This window comes from Pseudomonas coronafaciens pv. oryzae str. 1_6 (assembly GCF_000156995.2).
Taxonomy (GTDB): Bacteria; Pseudomonadota; Gammaproteobacteria; order Pseudomonadales; family Pseudomonadaceae; genus Aquipseudomonas; species Aquipseudomonas tremae.
Window position 1 is genome coordinate 5125532 of record NZ_CP046035.1, and the last position, 17451, is coordinate 5142982.

General features: G+C 58.9%; 16 protein-coding genes. 10 read left to right on the top strand and 6 right to left on the bottom strand.

Annotated elements, in window-relative coordinates:
* Positions 1 to 125: 125 nt before the first annotated feature.
* Positions 126 to 1175, top strand: coding sequence for a hydrolase (locus POR16_RS23390; RefSeq protein WP_042932962.1), 1050 nt, complete (start codon positions 126 to 128; stop codon positions 1173 to 1175).
* Between the two features lie 7 nt (positions 1176 to 1182).
* Here the strand turns inward: POR16_RS23390 and POR16_RS23395 are convergent, their stop codons facing one another.
* Both POR16_RS23395 and POR16_RS23400 read right to left on the bottom strand, forming a co-directional pair.
* Positions 1183 to 2040, bottom strand: a complete 858-nt coding sequence (locus tag POR16_RS23395) for a sulfurtransferase (protein WP_005896349.1) — start codon at positions 2038 to 2040, stop codon at positions 1183 to 1185.
* A gap of 55 nt (positions 2041 to 2095) precedes the next feature.
* Positions 2096 to 2758, bottom strand: a complete 663-nt coding sequence (locus POR16_RS23400; protein WP_005896347.1) for a TetR/AcrR family transcriptional regulator — start codon at positions 2756 to 2758, stop codon at positions 2096 to 2098.
* A gap of 332 nt (positions 2759 to 3090) precedes the next feature.
* Here POR16_RS23400 and coaD point away from each other — a divergent pair, with 332 nt between their 5' ends.
* Together coaD and POR16_RS23410 are read left to right on the top strand one after the other, a co-directional pair.
* Positions 3091 to 3570 carry a pantetheine-phosphate adenylyltransferase gene (coaD, locus tag POR16_RS23405; RefSeq protein ID WP_005896345.1) on the top strand — a complete coding sequence of 160 codons (480 nt, stop codon included), beginning with the start codon at positions 3091 to 3093 and terminating at the stop codon, positions 3568 to 3570.
* Between the two features lie 98 nt (positions 3571 to 3668).
* Positions 3669 to 3920, top strand: a complete 252-nt coding sequence (locus POR16_RS23410) for a YfhL family 4Fe-4S dicluster ferredoxin (RefSeq protein ID WP_002555640.1) — start codon at positions 3669 to 3671, stop codon at positions 3918 to 3920.
* A gap of 8 nt (positions 3921 to 3928) precedes the next feature.
* Here the strand turns inward: POR16_RS23410 and POR16_RS23415 are convergent, their stop codons facing one another.
* From POR16_RS23415 to POR16_RS23425, 3 genes are all read right to left on the bottom strand, one after another.
* Positions 3929 to 4267 carry a hypothetical protein gene (locus POR16_RS23415; RefSeq protein WP_005896342.1) on the bottom strand — a complete coding sequence of 113 codons (339 nt, stop codon included), beginning with the start codon at positions 4265 to 4267 and terminating at the stop codon, positions 3929 to 3931.
* Positions 4268 to 4362: 95 nt separating this feature from the next.
* Positions 4363 to 5175: a bifunctional DNA-formamidopyrimidine glycosylase/DNA-(apurinic or apyrimidinic site) lyase gene (mutM, locus tag POR16_RS23420; protein WP_005896340.1), complete on the bottom strand. Its 813-nt coding sequence runs from the start codon at positions 5173 to 5175 to the stop codon at positions 4363 to 4365.
* Positions 5176 to 5220: 45 nt separating this feature from the next.
* Positions 5221 to 6087, bottom strand: coding sequence for an HDOD domain-containing protein (locus tag POR16_RS23425; RefSeq protein WP_005896338.1), 867 nt, complete (start codon positions 6085 to 6087; stop codon positions 5221 to 5223).
* Between the two features lie 185 nt (positions 6088 to 6272).
* Here POR16_RS23425 and POR16_RS23430 point away from each other — a divergent pair, with 185 nt between their 5' ends.
* Positions 6273 to 6812: a type 1 glutamine amidotransferase domain-containing protein gene (locus tag POR16_RS23430; RefSeq protein ID WP_005896337.1), complete on the top strand. Its 540-nt coding sequence runs from the start codon at positions 6273 to 6275 to the stop codon at positions 6810 to 6812.
* 106 nt (positions 6813 to 6918) lie between these two features.
* A complete protein-coding gene (locus POR16_RS23435; RefSeq protein ID WP_005896336.1) occupies positions 6919 to 8115 on the top strand; it encodes a class I SAM-dependent rRNA methyltransferase in 1197 nt (398 codons plus the stop codon).
* A 127-nt stretch (positions 8116 to 8242) separates the two neighbouring features.
* On the opposite strand, the gene POR16_RS23440 is transcribed toward POR16_RS23435, so the two are convergent.
* Entirely contained in the window at positions 8243 to 8989 is a 747-nt protein-coding gene (locus tag POR16_RS23440; protein ID WP_005896335.1) for a TraX family protein, read from the bottom strand.
* Positions 8990 to 9088: 99 nt separating this feature from the next.
* Here POR16_RS23440 and POR16_RS23445 point away from each other — a divergent pair, with 99 nt between their 5' ends.
* The 5 genes from POR16_RS23445 to POR16_RS23465 all read left to right on the top strand — a co-directional run bounded on the left by POR16_RS23445 (position 9089) and on the right by POR16_RS23465 (position 17384).
* Positions 9089 to 10129, top strand: coding sequence for a threonine aldolase family protein (locus POR16_RS23445; protein WP_005896333.1), 1041 nt, complete (start codon positions 9089 to 9091; stop codon positions 10127 to 10129).
* Between the two features lie 123 nt (positions 10130 to 10252).
* On the top strand, positions 10253 to 11695 hold the full coding sequence (locus POR16_RS23450) for a TldD/PmbA family protein (RefSeq protein WP_005896332.1): 1443 nt from the start codon (positions 10253 to 10255) through the stop codon (positions 11693 to 11695).
* Complete coding sequence (locus POR16_RS23455) at positions 11695 to 13020, top strand: TldD/PmbA family protein (RefSeq protein ID WP_024670422.1); 1326 nt, start codon at positions 11695 to 11697, stop codon at positions 13018 to 13020. Before POR16_RS23450 ends, POR16_RS23455 begins: the two co-directional genes overlap by 1 nt.
* 9 nt (positions 13021 to 13029) lie before the next feature.
* A complete protein-coding gene (gene mdtD / locus POR16_RS23460; protein WP_005896326.1) occupies positions 13030 to 14475 on the top strand; it encodes a multidrug transporter subunit MdtD in 1446 nt (481 codons plus the stop codon).
* Between the two features lie 215 nt (positions 14476 to 14690).
* A complete protein-coding gene (locus tag POR16_RS23465; RefSeq protein ID WP_005896323.1) occupies positions 14691 to 17384 on the top strand; it encodes a sensor domain-containing phosphodiesterase in 2694 nt (897 codons plus the stop codon).
* The last annotated feature ends 67 nt before the right edge of the window (positions 17385 to 17451 follow it).

Here is a 17451-nt window from a genome sequence, read left to right on the forward strand (position 1 = left end):
GCGTCCTCTTTGCAACGCGGAACGTCGTGAAGTTTATGCCCCGATCACTGTCAGGCCACTTACATCCTTGCCCACTTAGTGGCACCGTACAGCACCAGCCCTTGAAATGATCGTCGAGCAAGACCGTGCCTACACGCCTCACCTTTCTGCCCCATGAAAACCCTTTCGTGCCCGCCATTGGCATGGGCAATCCGCACCTGCAGACGTTGTGGGGACCACTGTTGCGCAAGCCGACGCTGTTGGCGCGAACGCGTGAGCGGCTGTGGCTGAAGGACGGGGATTTTCTGGACATGGACTGGCATGGGCCGGACGAAGTCGATGCACCGCTGGTGCTGGTTCTGCACGGTCTGACCGGCTCGTCCAATTCGCCTTACGTCGCAGGGCTGCAGAAGGCAATGGCCGCACGCGGCTGGGCCAGCGTGGCACTGAACTGGCGTGGCTGTTCGGGCGAGCCGAATCTGCTGTCGCGCAGTTATCACTCGGGGGCCAGCGAGGATCTGGCCGAGGTCATCGCGCACTTGAAGGTGAAGCGTCCACAGGCTCCGCTCTATGCCGCAGGGTATTCGCTCGGCGGTAATGTATTGCTCAAATACCTGGGCGAGTCCGGCACTGAAAGCAAGTTGCTGGGCGCCGTTGCCGTGTCTGTGCCCTTTCGGCTGGATGAATGCGCTGACCGCATCGGCCAAGGGTTTTCCAGGGTTTATCAACGGCACTTCATGCGCGCGATGCTTGCCTATGTGCGCGACAAGCAGCAGCGCTTTCAGCATGAAGGGCTGACCGAGGGGCTTGCTGAGCTGGCAGCCTTGGGCTCGCTGGAGAACATGCGCACATTCTGGGATTTCGATGGCCGGGTAACCGCGCCGCTGCACGGCTATGCCGACGCCACGGACTACTACCGCAGCGCCTCCAGCCGCTATTACTTGGGCCGGATTCAAACCCCGACGCTGATTATCCAGGCCAGCGATGACCCGTTTGTCTTTCCGCACAGCCTGCCCGAGCCAGGCGAACTGTCGTCATGCACTGAATTTGAACTGCACGCCAAAGGCGGGCATGTCGGATTTGTCGAAGGCTCGCTGCGCAACCCAGAGTATTACCTCGAGCGCCGCATTCCGCTGTGGCTGTGCGCCGCTCACGAGCGCAACGGCGGCCATGAGCACCACGCCAGCAGCGAATGAGTGCGGATCAAACGGCGCCGGTGGCGACTTCTCGGGTCGGATCGTTGATCCATTCGCTCCAGGAGCCCGCATACAGAGTGCCGAGGGGATACCCCGCCAGGCACAATGCGAACAGATTGAGGCAGGCCGTCACGCCTGAACCGCAGTACGACACGAGGTTTTCCGGAGGGCGGCCTTGCAGCGTTTCAGCAAACCTCTGCCTGAGCTGCTCAGGCGGCAGAAAACGTCCATCGGAGCCGAGATTGACACTGCAAGGCAAACACTGCGCGCCGGGAATATGGCCGGCGACAGGGTCGAGCGGCTCTATGTCACCGCGGAAACGGGCTTCGGCACGAGCATCGATCAGGGTCATTTCCGGACGCCCGAGACGGCCTTGCAATCGACTGCCGCTCAGTAGCATCGACATGTCCGGCTCGCCCTGAAAACTGCCCGGCTCATGATTCGGTTCATCCAGACTCAGCGGCAGGCCTGCTAAATGCCAGGCTTTCAAGCCGCCATCCAGCAGATAAACGCCCTCGCGCTTACCCATCCAGGCCAACAGCCACCACGCTCGCGCGGCATACATGCCGGGGCCATCGTCATACAGCACGATCTCGCTGTGCGGGTGGATGCCCCAGGCTTGAATGCAGTGCAACAAGGCGGCTGGCTCCGGTAACGGATGACGCCCTGTCTTGCCCTTGATCGCCGGTCCGCTGAGGTCACGCTTCAGATCGGCGAAGGACGCGCCTTCAATATGACCCTGAGCGTAACTGCGCTGACCATAATCAGGATCTTCCAGTGAAAAACGACAATCGAGAATCACCAGACCAGGTTTTTCCTGGCGTGCAGCCAGTTGTTCGGGACTGATCAGTTGCGCGATGGACATGACACTCTCCTGTGGCAAAAAACCGGATGACCGGGCCGCTCACCGCGCCTGGCATTCATGCCAGAACGTCGGGCAGCGACGAATGAAACGTCCCACACAACGCGTCAAATGCTTCACGGGCCTGCGGGGCGACAAAGCCTGACTCAAGCATAAGCACTTGATAGACCCCACGTCGAATGGCTGATTCGCTCACCTGCGTGGAGTTCTCGCGGTTTGTGCACAGAAAACGCACCCATGAGGTCAGAACGATCCAGGTATTGAGGCTGGTAAATTCGATCTGCGATTCATCCATTTTCAGAATGTCAGCCTTGATGAACCCTCGATAGATGTCCATTGCCTGCATCAGGCAGCGGTAAGAGAAACGCCGATAGCGTCGGGCCAGTTCTGCATCCGACGTCAGCAGGTGCTCTAGATCGCGGTGCAGAAAACGGTAGCGCCACATGGCGTCGATGATCGCCAGGAAGTAATCGCGCTTGTCCTCGATCGTCGGCGATCGGGTGGCCGGCAGCGTCAGGAAACTGCCTATCAGCAGCTCATAAGCACTGAACAGTTCAGCGATGATGACCTGCTTGTTGGCGAAGTGGTAATAGAGGTTGCCGGGCGATATGCCCATGTGCGCAGCGATATGGTTGGTGGTAACGCTGCGTTCGCCTTGCTGGTTGAACAGCTCCAGGCTGGTTTGCACAATCCGCTCACGGGTTTTGGTACGGGCCGCCATGCTGGATCAGGCCTCTCGGTTGCTGATGAGGTAATGGCGATATTAACGCAAGCGTTTGCGCAGCGGGATACACCTGGCCTGCGATCGAAACGCGGTTGATGCCTGAAGAACGGTAAGGTCAGCTGCACGGTTTTGCGCATGACAGGCAAACTTTTCGAACGATGACCGCATCAATCTCGTGGCGAAAATAGCCCCCTATTCAGGGCATTTCGCGCAAAAGATGACCGATAATCGGCGCAATACAGTCTTTGCGACCTGTCGAGCGGCTTGGCCCATCGGGAAGGCTGCGATACCATCCGAGTCCCACAACGGACTCCGACCAGGACGACGCGATGAACCGAGTGTTGTACCCAGGCACCTTCGACCCGATTACCAAGGGCCATGGAGATCTGGTCGAGCGCGCCTCGCGCCTGTTCGACCAAGTGGTCATTGCGGTTGCCGCCAGCCCGAAGAAAAACCCGCTGTTCCCGCTGGAGCAACGCGTCGAGCTGGCCCGAGAGGTCACCAAGCACTTGCCCAACGTGGAGGTCGTCGGTTTTTCCACGCTGCTCGCGCATTTCGCCAAGGAACAGAACACCAACGTCTTTCTGCGCGGCCTTCGTGCCGTATCGGACTTCGAGTACGAGTTTCAACTGGCCAACATGAACCGCCAGTTGGCGCCGGACGTCGAAAGTCTGTTCCTCACGCCTTCAGAGCGTTACTCGTTCATTTCCTCGACGTTAGTGCGAGAAATCGCGGCGTTGGGCGGTGATATCACCAAATTCGTCCACCCGGCTGTCGCCGAAGCGCTGACAGAACGCTTCAAGCGTTGACTGCGCTGCATGTGAAGGTGCATCCCGGAGCCTAATGCGGCACAATTCGCCGCATTGGTTTTCATGTGCCCCGGCGTCGGCCGCGGCAGGAGCAATTCATGTCCCTTATCATCACTGACGATTGCATTAACTGCGACGTCTGCGAACCTGAGTGCCCGAACGAGGCGATTTCACAAGGTGAAGAGATCTACGTGATCAATCCGAACCTGTGTACCGAATGCGTGGGCCATTACGACGAGCCACAATGCCAGCAGGTCTGCCCGGTAGACTGCATCCCGCTCGACGAAAATCATGTCGAGAGCAAAGAGCAATTGATGGACAAGTACCGGATCATCACCAGTAAAGTCTGACCCCGGCTTTACTGCTGCTTGCCATACCCGTCGCCAGTGCAACCCAGGCAACGTACAAACGCAGCCTTGCCCGGGTCTACTACTAACGCCTTGCCGGTAGCGCCGAGATTGCCGCCTGCCGCAGCGAAAGGCGAGGCAATCACGAAAAGACCGGCGCCGATGATAGTGGCCGCGATCAGCAGCGGTCGTGCGATGAGCAGGTCGCCGATCATCGCAAAGGCTGGCGGGTTCTGAATGGTGTAGACCGGATCGCCACTGCCTTCGGTGACATCGGCAGCAATTGCAGGCGTTACCTGCAGGCCGAGGAACAACGCCAGCGTGGCAGCGAGAATGCGAAACGGGTTCATGGCGTGGTCCTTCAGGCGTAGCAAATTAAGATGCCATCACTATAAACGCGGATGGGTGTTAAGCAAGTGCGCCACGCAGGCACTCAACGGTTAGTTCAGCGTTGACACTTCGGGCAGTAGACGCTGGCACGCTGACCCAGCTTGATCTCGCGCAACAATGTGCCGCAGACCTTGCACGGCAGACCGCCACGCCCGTAGACAAACAGTTCCTGCTGAAAATACCCTGGCTTGCCATCGCCGCCGATGAAGTCGCGCAAAGTCGTGCCGCCACGCTCGATGGCGTAGGCCAGAATGCGCTTGATCTCTATCGCCAGCTTCAGATAACGCGCCCGGGAGATACCCCCGGCTTCGCGGCGCGGATCGATGCCCGCCGCGAACAGTGCTTCGGTCGCATAGATATTCCCCACCCCAACCACAACCGCGTTGTCCATGACAAACGGTTTGACCGCGATCGACTTGCCACGCGAGCGCTCGTAAAGGCGCTCGCCGTCGAACAGATCCGTCAGTGGCTCCGGTCCGAGGCGAATCAGCAATTCGTGGTTATGTGGATCAAGGCTCCAGAGCATGGCGCCGAACCGACGCGGGTCTGTGTAGCGCAATGCCAGCCCGGACTCCAGCTCGATATCGACATGCTCGTGCTTGAGCGCAGGAAGGCCGGCTTCGACCAGACGCAGGTTGCCTGACATGCCCAGGTGACTTATCAACGTACCCACTTCGGCCTGGATCAGCAGGTACTTGGCGCGCCGATCCACCTGCACGATGCGCTGCCCGGACAGGCGGACGTCCAGATCTTCGGGGATGGGCCAGCGCAAACGGCTGTCGCGTACGATCACACGGCTGACGCGCTGCCCTTCAAGATGCGGCGCAATGCCGCGGCGGGTGGTTTCGACTTCGGGTAATTCAGGCATGGATAACTCGGTCGTGCAGAAAGGACAAGCTGGCGCTGCGCAGGATCAGCGCGCGCCCAGCTCGCGGATGCTTTCCCTCAGGTATTCAAAGTCATATCCGGACAGACCCACGTAATCGAGCACCAGAGGACCAACGCATTCCCATTCGTGGTCTTCGTTCTGATTGCCCAATACCTGATAGGACTGGCAGATATGCTCAGCCATTTTCAGTGGCGCCAGAAGGTTCTTGAGCGTGGCATTACGACTGGTATCGTCCTGAAAAATCGCTGATGCGTTGTGATGATTGGCGATCGCGTCTGTAACGTGCGCAGGCAAACGCCATGATTTGGCCGTGTAGTAACCGACGACCGAATGATTGGTATGGAAGACGCTGTTTTCTGTGTCGACGATACGGCAATCGGGTCCTGCACTGGCATAGGCGTCTTCAAGCACGGGCATGTAGTTGGGGAACCGCTTGAGCATCAATGGAATCCCGCAATCGTGAAACAGACCCAGCGCGTAGGATTCATCCACAGTTTGCGAGCCTATGCGCTTGGCCAGCGTCATGCTGGTCATCGCGACATCCTGTGCTGTGTCCCAGAAGCGGTTGAGCGCAACGATGGTTTCATCGGTCATCTCGCCCCTGATCGACTGTGCATTGATCAGATTGATGACCGTACGACTGCCCAACAGCACCACAGCCTTGTCAATCGAGGCAATCTTGTTGGACAGGCCATAGTGCGGCGAGTTGACGATCTTCAGCAACGCACCCGACAAGCCAGGGTCCTGCGCAATCAGTCGCGCAATGGCTCCAAGGTCCGGGTCGGGCATGTATTGTTCCATCTGCAGATCCACCATGATCTGCGGCTGCGGAGGCACACTGATGCCCTGCAACGCTTGCTGGATCTGCTCTTGGCTCAGCTCTTCGGACATAGCAATTTACTCACGGTAATGACTGGATTCTGCCCCCTTGCAAGGCAACGGTCCATCGTCCAGATCGAAGATATTCTTGGAACTTTGCCGAACGCGAGGCTTCGGACCTTGTGTTGACGGCGTGCATGACGGCCCCAAAACGGCCCGCCAGCCGCTATTCCAAAAGCCTGACACTGGAGGATCCCATGTCTAAAGCACTGACTGGCAAACGCATCGCAATTCTTGTAACCGACGGTTTCGAGCAGGTCGAACTGACCGGTCCAAAGGAAGCGCTGGAGCAAGCAGGCGCTACCGTTGAAATCCTTTCTGCTGAAGAAGGCCAGGTCAAAGGCTGGAATCACGACAAACCTGCCGATGATTTCAAGATCGACCGTACGTTCAAGGCAGCCAACGCCAGCGATTATCATGGCGTTGTGTTACCGGGCGGAGTCCAGAACTCCGACACCATCCGCATAGACACCGACGCACAGAAGATCGTCAAGGGCATCGAGGCCGCAGGCAAGCCTGTTGCAGTCATTTGCCACGGCGGCTGGTTATTGATATCGGCAGGCCTGGTCAAAGGTAAAACCCTGACCAGCTTCGAGACGCTGAAAGATGACCTGGTCAATGCCGGTGCAAAATGGGTTGATCAGGAAGTGGTCGTCGACGGCACGTTGATCAGCAGCCGCCAGCCAGACGACATCCCGGCCTTCAACAGCAAACTGATTGAAGCGCTGTCTGCCTGATCACTCAAGCTGATCAACTGACCAGCTGGGTCAGTTAATTGCCGTCATCCCGGCGCATGACCGGGATGACGCGCTATAATCCCGCTCTTTTTTCAGGAGCGACGTCATGTCCCTGCCTAGCTTGCGCCTCAAAGCCAACGCCGACCGCCGACTGCGCGCCGGTCACCTGTGGGTCTACAGCAACGAGATCGATGTAGCCGTCACGCCGCTGCATGGCTTTGCAGCCGGTGACCAGGCCATCCTCGAAGCAGCGGGCGGCAAGCCGCTGGGCATCGTCGCCATGAGCCCCAACAACCTGATTTGCGCACGTCTGGTATCGCGCGACATCAAGCTGCCACTCGACAAGTCGCTGCTCGTGCATCGCATCAATGTAGCGCTGTCGTTGCGTGAACGCCTGTTCGACAAGCCTTTTTATCGTCTGGTCTACGGCGATTCCGACCTGCTGCCGGGCCTGGTGGTTGATCGCTTCGGTGACGTTCTGGTGGTTCAGTTGGCCTCGGCAACGATGGAAAACCACAAGGAAGACATCGTCGCGGCGCTGGTACAGGTCATCAAACCAAGCGGCATCCTGTTCAAGAACGATTCGGCAGCGCGCGACGCGGAAGGCCTGAATCGCTATGTCGAGACTGTGTTCGGCCTGGTCCCTGAATGGGTTGCCCTGGAAGAGAACGGCGTGAAGTTCGAAGCTCCGGTCATGGCCGGGCAAAAGACCGGCTGGTTCTATGACCATCGCATGAACCGTGCGCGCATCGCCCCTTACGTCAAAGGCAAGCGTGTGCTGGACCTGTACAGCTACATCGGCGGCTGGGGTATTCAGGCCGCGGCCTTCGGCGCCAGCGACGTGACCTGTGTCGACGCATCGTCCTTCGCCCTTGACGGCGTGGAGCGCAACGCAGCCCTGAACGGTTTTGCAGAAAAAATGACCTGCATCGAAGGCGATGTGTTCGAAGCTCTGAAAGAGCTGAAAGCCGGTGAAGAGCGTTTCGACGTCATCGTTGCCGACCCGCCTGCGTTCATCAAACGCAAGAAAGACATGAAGAATGGCGAGGGCGCCTACCGTCGCCTGAACGAACAGGCCATGCGCCTGCTCAGCAAGGACGGCATCCTGGTCAGCGCCTCGTGCTCGATGCACCTGCCGGAAGACGACCTGCAGAACATTCTTCTGACCAGCGCTCGCCATCTGGACCGCAACATCCAGCTGCTCGAGCGCGGCGGCCAGGGCCCCGACCACCCGGTCCACCCCGCCATCGCCGAAACGCGCTACATCAAGAGCATCACCTGCCGACTACTGCCGAACAGCTAACGCCCGAATGGAGGCTCTGCATCGCAAGGACGCAGAGCCTCCAGAACGGCATGCGACGCAGAGCGCCGCACGATAGTTGTATCTGATGCCTGAAGGGCAGCTTTGCGTCGCACGATAGCTGCGATTCTCAAACCCGCTCCAACGCCCCCCGCAACCCCAGCAACACCAGGAAATGCAGCGGGTAAATCGCATAGGCCCAGCGCCGCATCGGGATCACTGCGAACTCAGGCTTTGTCCGCAGCAATGCCATGCCCAGCACAGGTGCCAACACGCACGCGACGATAGACCCTACGGAAATCGGATCACCCCAACCCGCGCCCGCGAACATCTGTGGCCAGGCGTTGCCTGCCAGGCAGAAAACAGCCGGAAACACTGCGTACCAAAGGCGCCTTTCCAGCACCAGTACGAAGACCAGCGGCAGCAACACTCCGGCAAAGCCAAACATCAGGTATTTCTGAAAGATCGCTGTGAGCAGCAGCGCGACAACGGCCATCACTCGGGTTGCCGGGTTGCGATGCTGCCAACCCTGAGCAATCAGCAAGCCCAGTAGCAGCGTCGGCATGACGTTCAATACAGTGGCATCCTCCATGAACAGCCGATACGGAATCTCGGATAACGCCGCAAATGCCAGCAACCAACCCAGGTAGCGCCATTGCACACGCGGCGCCACAATGGCTGCGCTGCGTCTTGAGAGATTCACGGCGATTGCCAGACAGAACCAAGGAAAGGCGAAACGCCCCGGCACGTAAAGAAAATCGACTGACCAACCCACATAGCGCAGATGATCGAGCACCATGCTCAACATCGCCAGCCACTTGAGCAGGTCCAGCGCCTTGTTGCGTCCTGGCAGAAAAGGCGGGTTGGATAGATCCATATCACTCCAGATCGGGTAAGTCGGTCCAGCAGTCAACACATGACCGCACTCACTATTGTCGCTACAGTGCGCACCATAATCGCCCATAAGGAATCGGCCATGACAGACCAAAGCCAACAGTTCGCCAGCGACAATTATTCCGGTATCTGCCCCGAAGCCTGGGCGGCAATGGAACAGGCGAACAAAGGGCACCAACGCGCCTATGGGGACGATCAATGGACTGCGCGCGCGTCGGATGATTTCCGTCGTTTGTTCGAAACCGACTGCGAAGTGTTCTTTGCGTTCAACGGCACGGCCGCCAACTCTCTGGCGCTGTCCTCGTTGTGCCAGAGTTACCACAGTGTCATCTGTTCGGAAACGGCTCACGTCGAAACCGATGAATGCGGCGCACCGGAGTTCTTCTCCAATGGCTCGAAACTGCTGACGGCTCGTAGCGCTGGCGGCAAGCTGACGCCCGAATCGATTCGTGAAGTGGCACTCAAACGTCAGGACATTCATTACCCCAAGCCACGGGTCGTGACCTTGACCCAAGCCACTGAAGTGGGTGGTGTCTATCAGATTGAAGAACTCAAAGCGATCAGCGCGACCTGCAAGGAGCTGGGCCTGCATCTGCACATGGACGGCGCACGGTTCTCCAATGCCTGTGCCTTTCTGAACGCATCGCCGGCCGAGCTGACCTGGAAATCCGGCGTCGATGTGCTGTGCTTTGGCGGCACCAAAAACGGCATGGCGGTAGGCGAAGCCATCCTGTTCTTCAACCATGATCTGGCCGAAGACTTTGATTACCGCTGCAAGCAGGCCGGGCAACTGGCGTCGAAAATGCGTTTCCTGTCAGCGCCGTGGGTCGGCTTGCTGGAAAACGACGCTTGGCTCAAGCATGCGCGCCACGCCAACAGTTGCGCACAGTTGCTGGCTGAACTGGTCGAGGACATCCAGGGTGTGGAACTGATGTTTCCGGTGCAGGCCAATGGCGTGTTTCTGCAACTGTCGGAGCCGGCGATTGCAGCCCTGACAGCAAGGGGCTGGCGTTTCTATACCTTCATCGGTAATGGTGGCGCTCGCTTCATGTGTTCATGGGATACCGAAGAAGAGCGCGTGCGTGAACTGGCTGCCGATATCAGGCTGGTGATGCAGGGCTGAAGCGTCTATCTCAAGCTTGCAGGTGCAGCTTGACGATCTACGGGGTAATCTCCTTCTGAAAGGCAATCGGCTCAAGACGCCGTACGGACTTCACCGACCGCCCTCAAGAAGGAGCTTGTCTGCATGTTCGATTTCTCCGCCCGGCTCAAGCAGCACTTCGCTGCTCTGCAGAGTGAAGCGCAATTCTTTTCGTTACGTTATGTAAGGCGCACAGGCCAGCATTTGTGCGTGCGTAAAAACGTGGCCGAACCACCGTCACTGACCAGCGACGAAGGCGCCATGCTGACCGTGCGCCTGAACGGCGTCGAGGCCTACGCTGCTACCAACGATACGTCACGGGCGGGTTTGCAGGCCGCCCTGCAACAGGCCGAGGCACTGGCGCGCCGTCTGGCACCACATACGCTGCTAGACCTGAGCGAGCAGGCCGTTTCAACCGCCAGGGCTGACTATCTGTCACCGAACATGGATCAGGCCTTCCCGCCGCTGAGCGACTGTATCGGCCTGCTGATGGCCGAATCCAGCGCAGTTCCGAAGGACGAGCGGCTGGTCAACTGGCAGGCCATTCTGGGGCTGGAAACTGTCGAGCAGTTCTATTTGAACACTGCGGGCGCCGAGCTTCGTCAGGCGCAACGCTTTGTTTTCCCCGGCATGAGCGTGACGGCGTACAACGGACATGACAGCCAGACCCGTACGCTGGGCGGCCATAATTTTGGTCAACAGGGCGGTCTTGAAGTGTTGAGCAGTTGCGGGCTGATCGGCTCCGCTGCCAGCGTCGCCGATCAGGCCTTGCAACTGATTCTTGCGCCCAACACGCCATCCGGCCCGCGCGACCTGCTGTTGATGCCGGACCAGATGGTGCTGCAGATTCACGAGGCAATCGGTCACCCGCTGGAGCTGGACCGGATTCTCGGCGACGAACGTAACTACGCAGGCACCAGCTTCGTGAAAATGTCGGATTTCGGCACGCTGCAGTATGGCTCCAGTCTGTTGAACGTCACGTTCGACCCGGACATTCCCGAGCAGTTGGCAAGTTACGCGCACGATGATGACGGCACGCCAGCGAGCAAGCAGTTTCTGATTCGCGAAGGCGTGCTGCAACGCCCGCTCGGCGGCGCGCTGTCGCAACACCGCAGCGCCATGCAAGGTGTCGCCAACAGCCGCGCCTGCAACTGGAATCGCGCACCGATCGATCGCATGGCCAACCTGAACATCGAACCGGGCGACCGGTCCATGAACGACCTCATCGGCAACATCGAACACGGCATCCTGATGTCGAGTAACCGTTCCTGGTCCATCGACGATGCACGCAATAAATTCCAGTTCGGCTGCGAATGGGGCCAGTTGATTGAAAATGGTGAATTGAAAGGCGTGGTGAAGAACCCTAACTACCGGGCGATATCCGCGCAGTTCTGGAAAAGCCTCAGCGCCGTGGGCGACGCCAGCACCTTCAAGGTTCTGGGCACGCCCAACTGCGGCAAGGGCGAACCCAATCAGGCGATCTGTGTCGGCCATGCGTCTCCGGCCTGTGTGTTTGCCGATGTCGATGTATTTGGAGGGGCTGCCTAATGACGCACCAACAGCAATTCGAAACACTGGTCGCCGCGCTCAAATCGGCCATCAACCCCACCGAACAGTTCACCCTGGCGTACGACGCCGAGGTGTCGGATTTCATTCGCTTCAATCACGGCCAGGTACGTCAGGCCGGGCAGGTTCAGCAGGCGGTCGCCGTCTTCAAACTGATCGACAGCGGCCGCCACGCCAATCTGGAGCTGACGCTTTCCGGCGACGCCGAGACAGACACCCAACGCCTGACCGACGCTTTGCAGCAACTGCGCGAAACGCTGCCATCGTTGTCAGAGGACCCGTATCTGCTGCCCAATACCGAGGCTTGGCGAACCGGTAATGTACAAGACGCGCCGCTGCCGGACAGCGCCCAGGTCGTTGCACAGATCTGCGCGTTGTCGAGTGGTCTGGACCTGGTGGGTTTCTACGCTGCGGGGCCGCTGTACCGCGGTTTTGCAAGTTCCTGGGGAGCGCTGGGCTGGCATCAGGCCAACAGCTTCAATTTCGACTGGAGCCTGTTTCACGAGAACGGCCAGGCGGTAAAGGCAAACTATGCCGGTCACGACTGGAACAGCGAGGCCTTTGCCCGGCGTTTCGAGCAGGCACGTGAGCAACTGGAGTTTCTCGGGCGCCCGCTGCACACCCTTGCACCTGGCCAATACCGAGCCTATCTGGCCCCTGCGGCGGTCGATGAAGTGATCAGCATGCTCACTTGGGGCGGGTTTTCCGCCCAGGCGCTGGCCAGTAAACGCAGCCCGCTGCAGCGTCTGTATGACGGGGATACCCGGTTCAGCCCGCTGGTGAGCATCGACGAGCACGTCAGCGGCTCATTCTCGCCAGCCTTTTCGAGAGAAGGTTATCCGCGCAAGGACCTCGCCCTGATCGTCGACGGGCAGGCCCGTGAGCGATTGGTGGACTCAAGCAGCGCTGCCGAATATGACCTGCCGGCCAATGGCGCCGATTACGGTGAAGGGCCGAGCGCGCTGGAGATGGCGGGCGGTTCGCTGGAGATGGACCAGGTGCTTGAAAAGCTCGGGACAGGTCTTTACATCAGCAACCTGTGGTACTTGAACTTCTCGGACCGCGCGGCGGCACGCCTGACTGGCATGACACGTTTTGCAACGTTCTGGGTCGAAGACGGAAGGATCGTTGCGCCGGTCAGCACCATGCGCTTCGATGACAGCGCCTACAGCCTGCTGGGCAGTGCGCTGGAGGACCTGACTCGAGAGCGGGAGCTGATCCTGCAATCGAGCACCTACAGTCAGCGCCAGACCGGTTCCACCCACTTGCCGGGCGCGCTGATCAGCCAACTTACTCTTACGCTGTAAAAGGAGCCTATGCAGAACTCAGCGCCGATCATGGACGAAAAGACCCTGCGCTGGATGCCGTGGGTCATTGCCATCGCGTTCTTCATGCAAAGCCTGGACGGCACGATCCTCAATACTGCGCTGCCGTCCATGGCCCGCTCGTTGGCAGAAGACCCGCTGCGCATGCAGTCGGTGGTGATTGCCTACATGCTGACCATTGCGCTGTTGATTCCGGCGTCAGGCTGGATCGCTGACCGGTTCGGAATCAAACGCATTTTTTTCAGCGCCATTCTGCTGTTCAGCTTCGGCTCACTGCTGTGCGCGCTGTCCTGGTCGCTCGACGTACTGGTGGCAGCACGCGTGATTCAGGGGTTGGGGGGCGCACTGATGGTGCCCATCGGTCGGCTGATCGTACTGCGCGCCTACCCCCGCTCGGAACTGGTGCGGATCATGGGCTTCATCACCGTGCCCGGCTTGCTCGGGCCATTACTGGGCCCGACACTGGGCGGCTGGATGGTCGAGTACCTGAGCTGGCACTGGATCTTCCTGATCAATATTCCGGTCGGGCTTTTAGGTTGCTACGCGGTCAAGCACTTCATTCCTGACCTTGCGGGAGGTGGCCGCACGCACTTTGACGGCATCGGGTTCATCCTCTTCGGCGCAGCGATGGTGCTGATCACCATCGCTTTGGAAGGCCTGGGCGAATTGCACCTGCCGCACATGCGTGTGGTGCTGCTGCTGTTTGCCGGGATGGGTTGCCTGGCAGCATATTGGCTGCGCGCTGGGCATATCGAGTCGCCGCTGTTCGCGCCTTCGTTGTTCCGCACCCGGACCTTCGCAGTAGGCATCATGGGCAACCTGTTTGCTCGCCTCGGCAGCGGCGCCCTGCCGTTCCTGGTGCCGTTGTTGCTGCAAGTGGCGCTTGGCTATTCACCTTCTCAGGCGGGCATGAGCATGCTGCCGCTGGCCGCCGCAGGCATGTTCGCCAAGACGGTGGCGCGCTGGCTGATCGAACACCTGGGTTATCGACACATTCTTACCGGCAATACGCTGCTGCTGGGGATCCTGCTGGCCAGCCTTGCGCTGGTGGACATGGAGACCCCTTATTGGGTGCTGCTGATACAACTGGCGCTGCTCGGCGCGGTGAATTCGTTGCAGTTCACGGCGATGAATACTGTGACGCTGATCGACCTCGACGACGCCAGCGCCGCGAGCGGCAACAGCCTGCTTTCAGTGGTCGCGCAGCTGTCGCTGAGCCTTGGAGTTGCCAGCGCTGCAGCATTGCTGGGCGGTTTCAGTGAAGAAGTAGCCACCGGCGAAGTCAGCAGTATGCTGGGAGCCTTTCAAATGACGTTTCTGAGCGTCGGAGTGCTCGCGATGTTCGCGGCCGGGATTTTCCTTCAGCTGCCCGTCAAGGCCGCAGAAATACGCTCCGGCAAGGCCACAATGCTCAACGATGAGGTGAAAGAAAACTGACCCATATAGCTGAAAACAGGGGCTTTAACCTGAAAAAACAGGGTATTTTAAGTAACTGACCAGATACATTGCAGAACCGGGACAATCGGCCGACACATTTATAGCACTAAGCCACCGTGGTCTCTTGTAAGCATGGGCCGCATGATGCAACCTTGCCGTACGCGAAAAGCGGGTTTACGCCCGTCGCGACTAGTATTCTGGAAGCGAGTTTGTTCATGAAAAGCCAAACCGATGCTGCCGGTAGATCCGCAGCCGAGGTAGTGACGCAATTGCCAGTGCCTTCTCGCCTGGGCATGCTGCGTTTCGAGAGGCTTAATGAAGCCAATTGGGCGCTGCTGTTTCTCGATCCAAACTGTGAAAAGCAGTTAGGGCTGCCCGCGGTTGACCTTTGCGCTCTGATTGGATCCCCTTATGCCAGTCTCATGGAGCCGGAAGCACGTTATCAACTTCACGATGACATACAGCTGCAACTGGCCTCTTCTCCGAATTACCTGATCCGCTACACCCTGCACAGCCCTAAGGGGCCGCTTGGCCTGCTGGAAATCGGCGAAGGCTACAGGCAGCACAACCGGCATCTTCTGCGGGGCTACTTTCTGATCGTCGAGGGGCTTGTCGTAGACAACGAGCAAGCCACAGACTCCGATCTCGAAACCCGCAACCTCAGGCTGCAGATTGCGCTGGAACTCAACCAGCGTGCCCAGCGTGACCAGTTTGCCCACCTGGAACGCGTACGTGCTCAGCAGGACCTGATCCTGCGCCTCACGCGCCACCGCTACACAACCGCCAACACGATGCTGGAAGCGGCAGAGCTGATCACCAGAAGTGCCTGCGATATCTATGATCTGGACCATGCCAGTATCTGGAACCTCAACGAAAAGCGCCTGGAGCCGATCACCGACTACCACCGGGAAAGCGGCAACTATCAAACCCTCTCACCGATCGACATCAGCCCTTACCCCACTTACTTGCAGGCGCTGAACACCAGCCGCGCAATCGACGCCAGCGACATCCAGAAAGACCCGCGCACCCGCGAGATGGCAGAAAGCCTCAGGCCAGGTGAAACCCGGGCGGTCCTGGATGCCAGTATTCGTATCGACGGGCAGGTCGTGGGTGTGCTGTGTCTTGAACAGACCGGCGCGACGCGCGACTGGCAGTCCGACGAGATTGCCTTCGCCGGCGAACTGGCCGACCAGTTTGCCCAGGTCATCAACAATCACAATCGGCGCGCCGCGACCATTGCATTGCACCTGTTCCAGCGCGCGGTCGAACAAAGCGCCAACGCGTTTCTGCTGGTCAACTGCAATGGGGTGGTCGAGTACGTCAACCCGAGCTTCACGGCGATCACCCAGTACAGTTCCGACGAGGTCTCCGGGCGCAAGCTCTCGGAACTGCCGGCGCTGGAAAATCTCAACCAGCTGCTGCTGGAAGCCAACTCCAGCCTGACCAACAGCAATAGCTGGCAGGGCGAATTCAAAAGCCGACGCAAGAACCTCGAACCCTACTGGGGGCAGTTGTCGATTTCCAAGGTGTATGGCGACAATCGTGAGCTGACGCACTACATCGGTATCTACGAGGACATCACCCAGAGCAAGTTGGCCCAGCAGCGCATCGAGCGCCTGGCCTACACCGACAACCTGACCAACCTGGGCAACCGTCCGGCGTTCATTCGCAATCTGGATGAGCGCTTTGCCCGCGACACCGACACGCCCATGAGCCTGTTGCTGGTCGACATCGACAACTTCAAGCGCATCAACGACAGCCTGGGTCACCAGACCGGCGACAAACTGCTGATCAGCCTGGCACGCCGCCTGCGCAACACGTTGAGCCCTTCGGATGTGCTGGCACGCTTCGCCAGCAACGAATTTGCCGTGTTGCTGGACGACACCGATCAAGAGGCCGGGCAGGCCATCGCCAGCCAGGTCCTGGCCACTCTGGACAAACCGATGTTTGTCGACAACCAGTTGATCAGCGTCACCGGCTCGGTAGGCCTGGCCTGCGCGCCGATTCACGGTCGTGATCCGCAGACCCTGATGAAAAATGCCGGTCTGGCCCTGCACAAGGCCAAAGCCAATGGCAAGCATCAGGTTCAGGTGTTTACAGAAGCGCTGAATGCCGAGGCCAGCTACAAGCTTTTCGTCGAGAACAACCTGCGCCGCGCGTTGACCCAGAACGAACTGGAAGTGTTCTATCAACCCAAACTCTGCCTCCTGACCGGCCGCCTGCTGGGCATGGAAGCGCTGCTGCGCTGGAACCATCCCGAAAAAGGCATGATCCGACCGGACCAGTTCATCAGCGTTGCCGAAGAGACCGGTTTGATTATCCCCATTGGCAAATGGGTCGCGCGCCAGTCGTGCCGCATGAGCAAAGACCTTACCGCAGCGGGTTTCGGGCACCTTCAGGTGGCGATCAACGTATCGCCGAAACAGTTTTCCGATCCCGAGCTGGTGTCATCGATTGCCTCGATCCTCAAAGAGGAAGAGCTTGACCCGTCGTTGCTGGAACTGGAACTGACCGAAGGCCTGCTGCTGGAAGCCACAGAAGACACACGTCAGCAACTCGACTCGCTGAAGAAGCTTGGCCTGTCACTGGCGATGGATGACTTCGGAACAGGCTATTCCTCTTTCAGCTATCTGAAAAAATTCCCCATCGACGTGATCAAGATTGATCGCAGTTTCATCCGTGATATTCCGGATGATGAAGACGACATGGAGATCACCTCGGCGGTCATCGCCATGGCGCACAACCTCAAGCTCAAAGTGGTTGCCGAAGGCATCGAAACCGCTGCCCAGCTGGCGTTTTTGCGTCGCCATCGCTGTGATGTCGGTCAGGGTTATCTGTTCGACAGGCCCATTCCCGGCGAAGAGCTGGTCGAGAAGCTGAAGCGCTACACCCGTCGCCCATCGGCCTGAGCACCTTCCCTGCACCCTGCTCTCTCGGGCACACTGTTGCTCTGTTATTACACGGCAGCCCTTGTTT

Coding starts and splice junctions, on each gene's coding strand:
- POR16_RS23435 (WP_005896336.1), top strand. CDS start 6,919: ATGTCCCTGCCTAGCTTGCGCCTCAAAGCCAACGCCGACCGCCGACTG.
- POR16_RS23400 (WP_005896347.1), bottom strand. CDS start 2,758: ATGGCGGCCCGTACCAAAACCCGTGAGCGGATTGTGCAAACCAGCCTG.
- POR16_RS23415 (WP_005896342.1), bottom strand. CDS start 4,267: ATGAACCCGTTTCGCATTCTCGCTGCCACGCTGGCGTTGTTCCTCGGC.
- POR16_RS23410 (WP_002555640.1), top strand. CDS start 3,669: ATGTCCCTTATCATCACTGACGATTGCATTAACTGCGACGTCTGCGAA.
- POR16_RS23455 (WP_024670422.1), top strand. CDS start 11,695: ATGACGCACCAACAGCAATTCGAAACACTGGTCGCCGCGCTCAAATCG.
- POR16_RS23445 (WP_005896333.1), top strand. CDS start 9,089: ATGACAGACCAAAGCCAACAGTTCGCCAGCGACAATTATTCCGGTATC.
- POR16_RS23430 (WP_005896337.1), top strand. CDS start 6,273: ATGTCTAAAGCACTGACTGGCAAACGCATCGCAATTCTTGTAACCGAC.
- POR16_RS23465 (WP_005896323.1), top strand. CDS start 14,691: ATGAAAAGCCAAACCGATGCTGCCGGTAGATCCGCAGCCGAGGTAGTG.
- POR16_RS23425 (WP_005896338.1), bottom strand. CDS start 6,087: ATGTCCGAAGAGCTGAGCCAAGAGCAGATCCAGCAAGCGTTGCAGGGC.
- mutM (WP_005896340.1), bottom strand. CDS start 5,175: ATGCCTGAATTACCCGAAGTCGAAACCACCCGCCGCGGCATTGCGCCG.
- POR16_RS23395 (WP_005896349.1), bottom strand. CDS start 2,040: ATGTCCATCGCGCAACTGATCAGTCCCGAACAACTGGCTGCACGCCAG.
- coaD (WP_005896345.1), top strand. CDS start 3,091: ATGAACCGAGTGTTGTACCCAGGCACCTTCGACCCGATTACCAAGGGC.
- POR16_RS23450 (WP_005896332.1), top strand. CDS start 10,253: ATGTTCGATTTCTCCGCCCGGCTCAAGCAGCACTTCGCTGCTCTGCAG.
- mdtD (WP_005896326.1), top strand. CDS start 13,030: ATGCAGAACTCAGCGCCGATCATGGACGAAAAGACCCTGCGCTGGATG.
- POR16_RS23440 (WP_005896335.1), bottom strand. CDS start 8,989: ATGGATCTATCCAACCCGCCTTTTCTGCCAGGACGCAACAAGGCGCTG.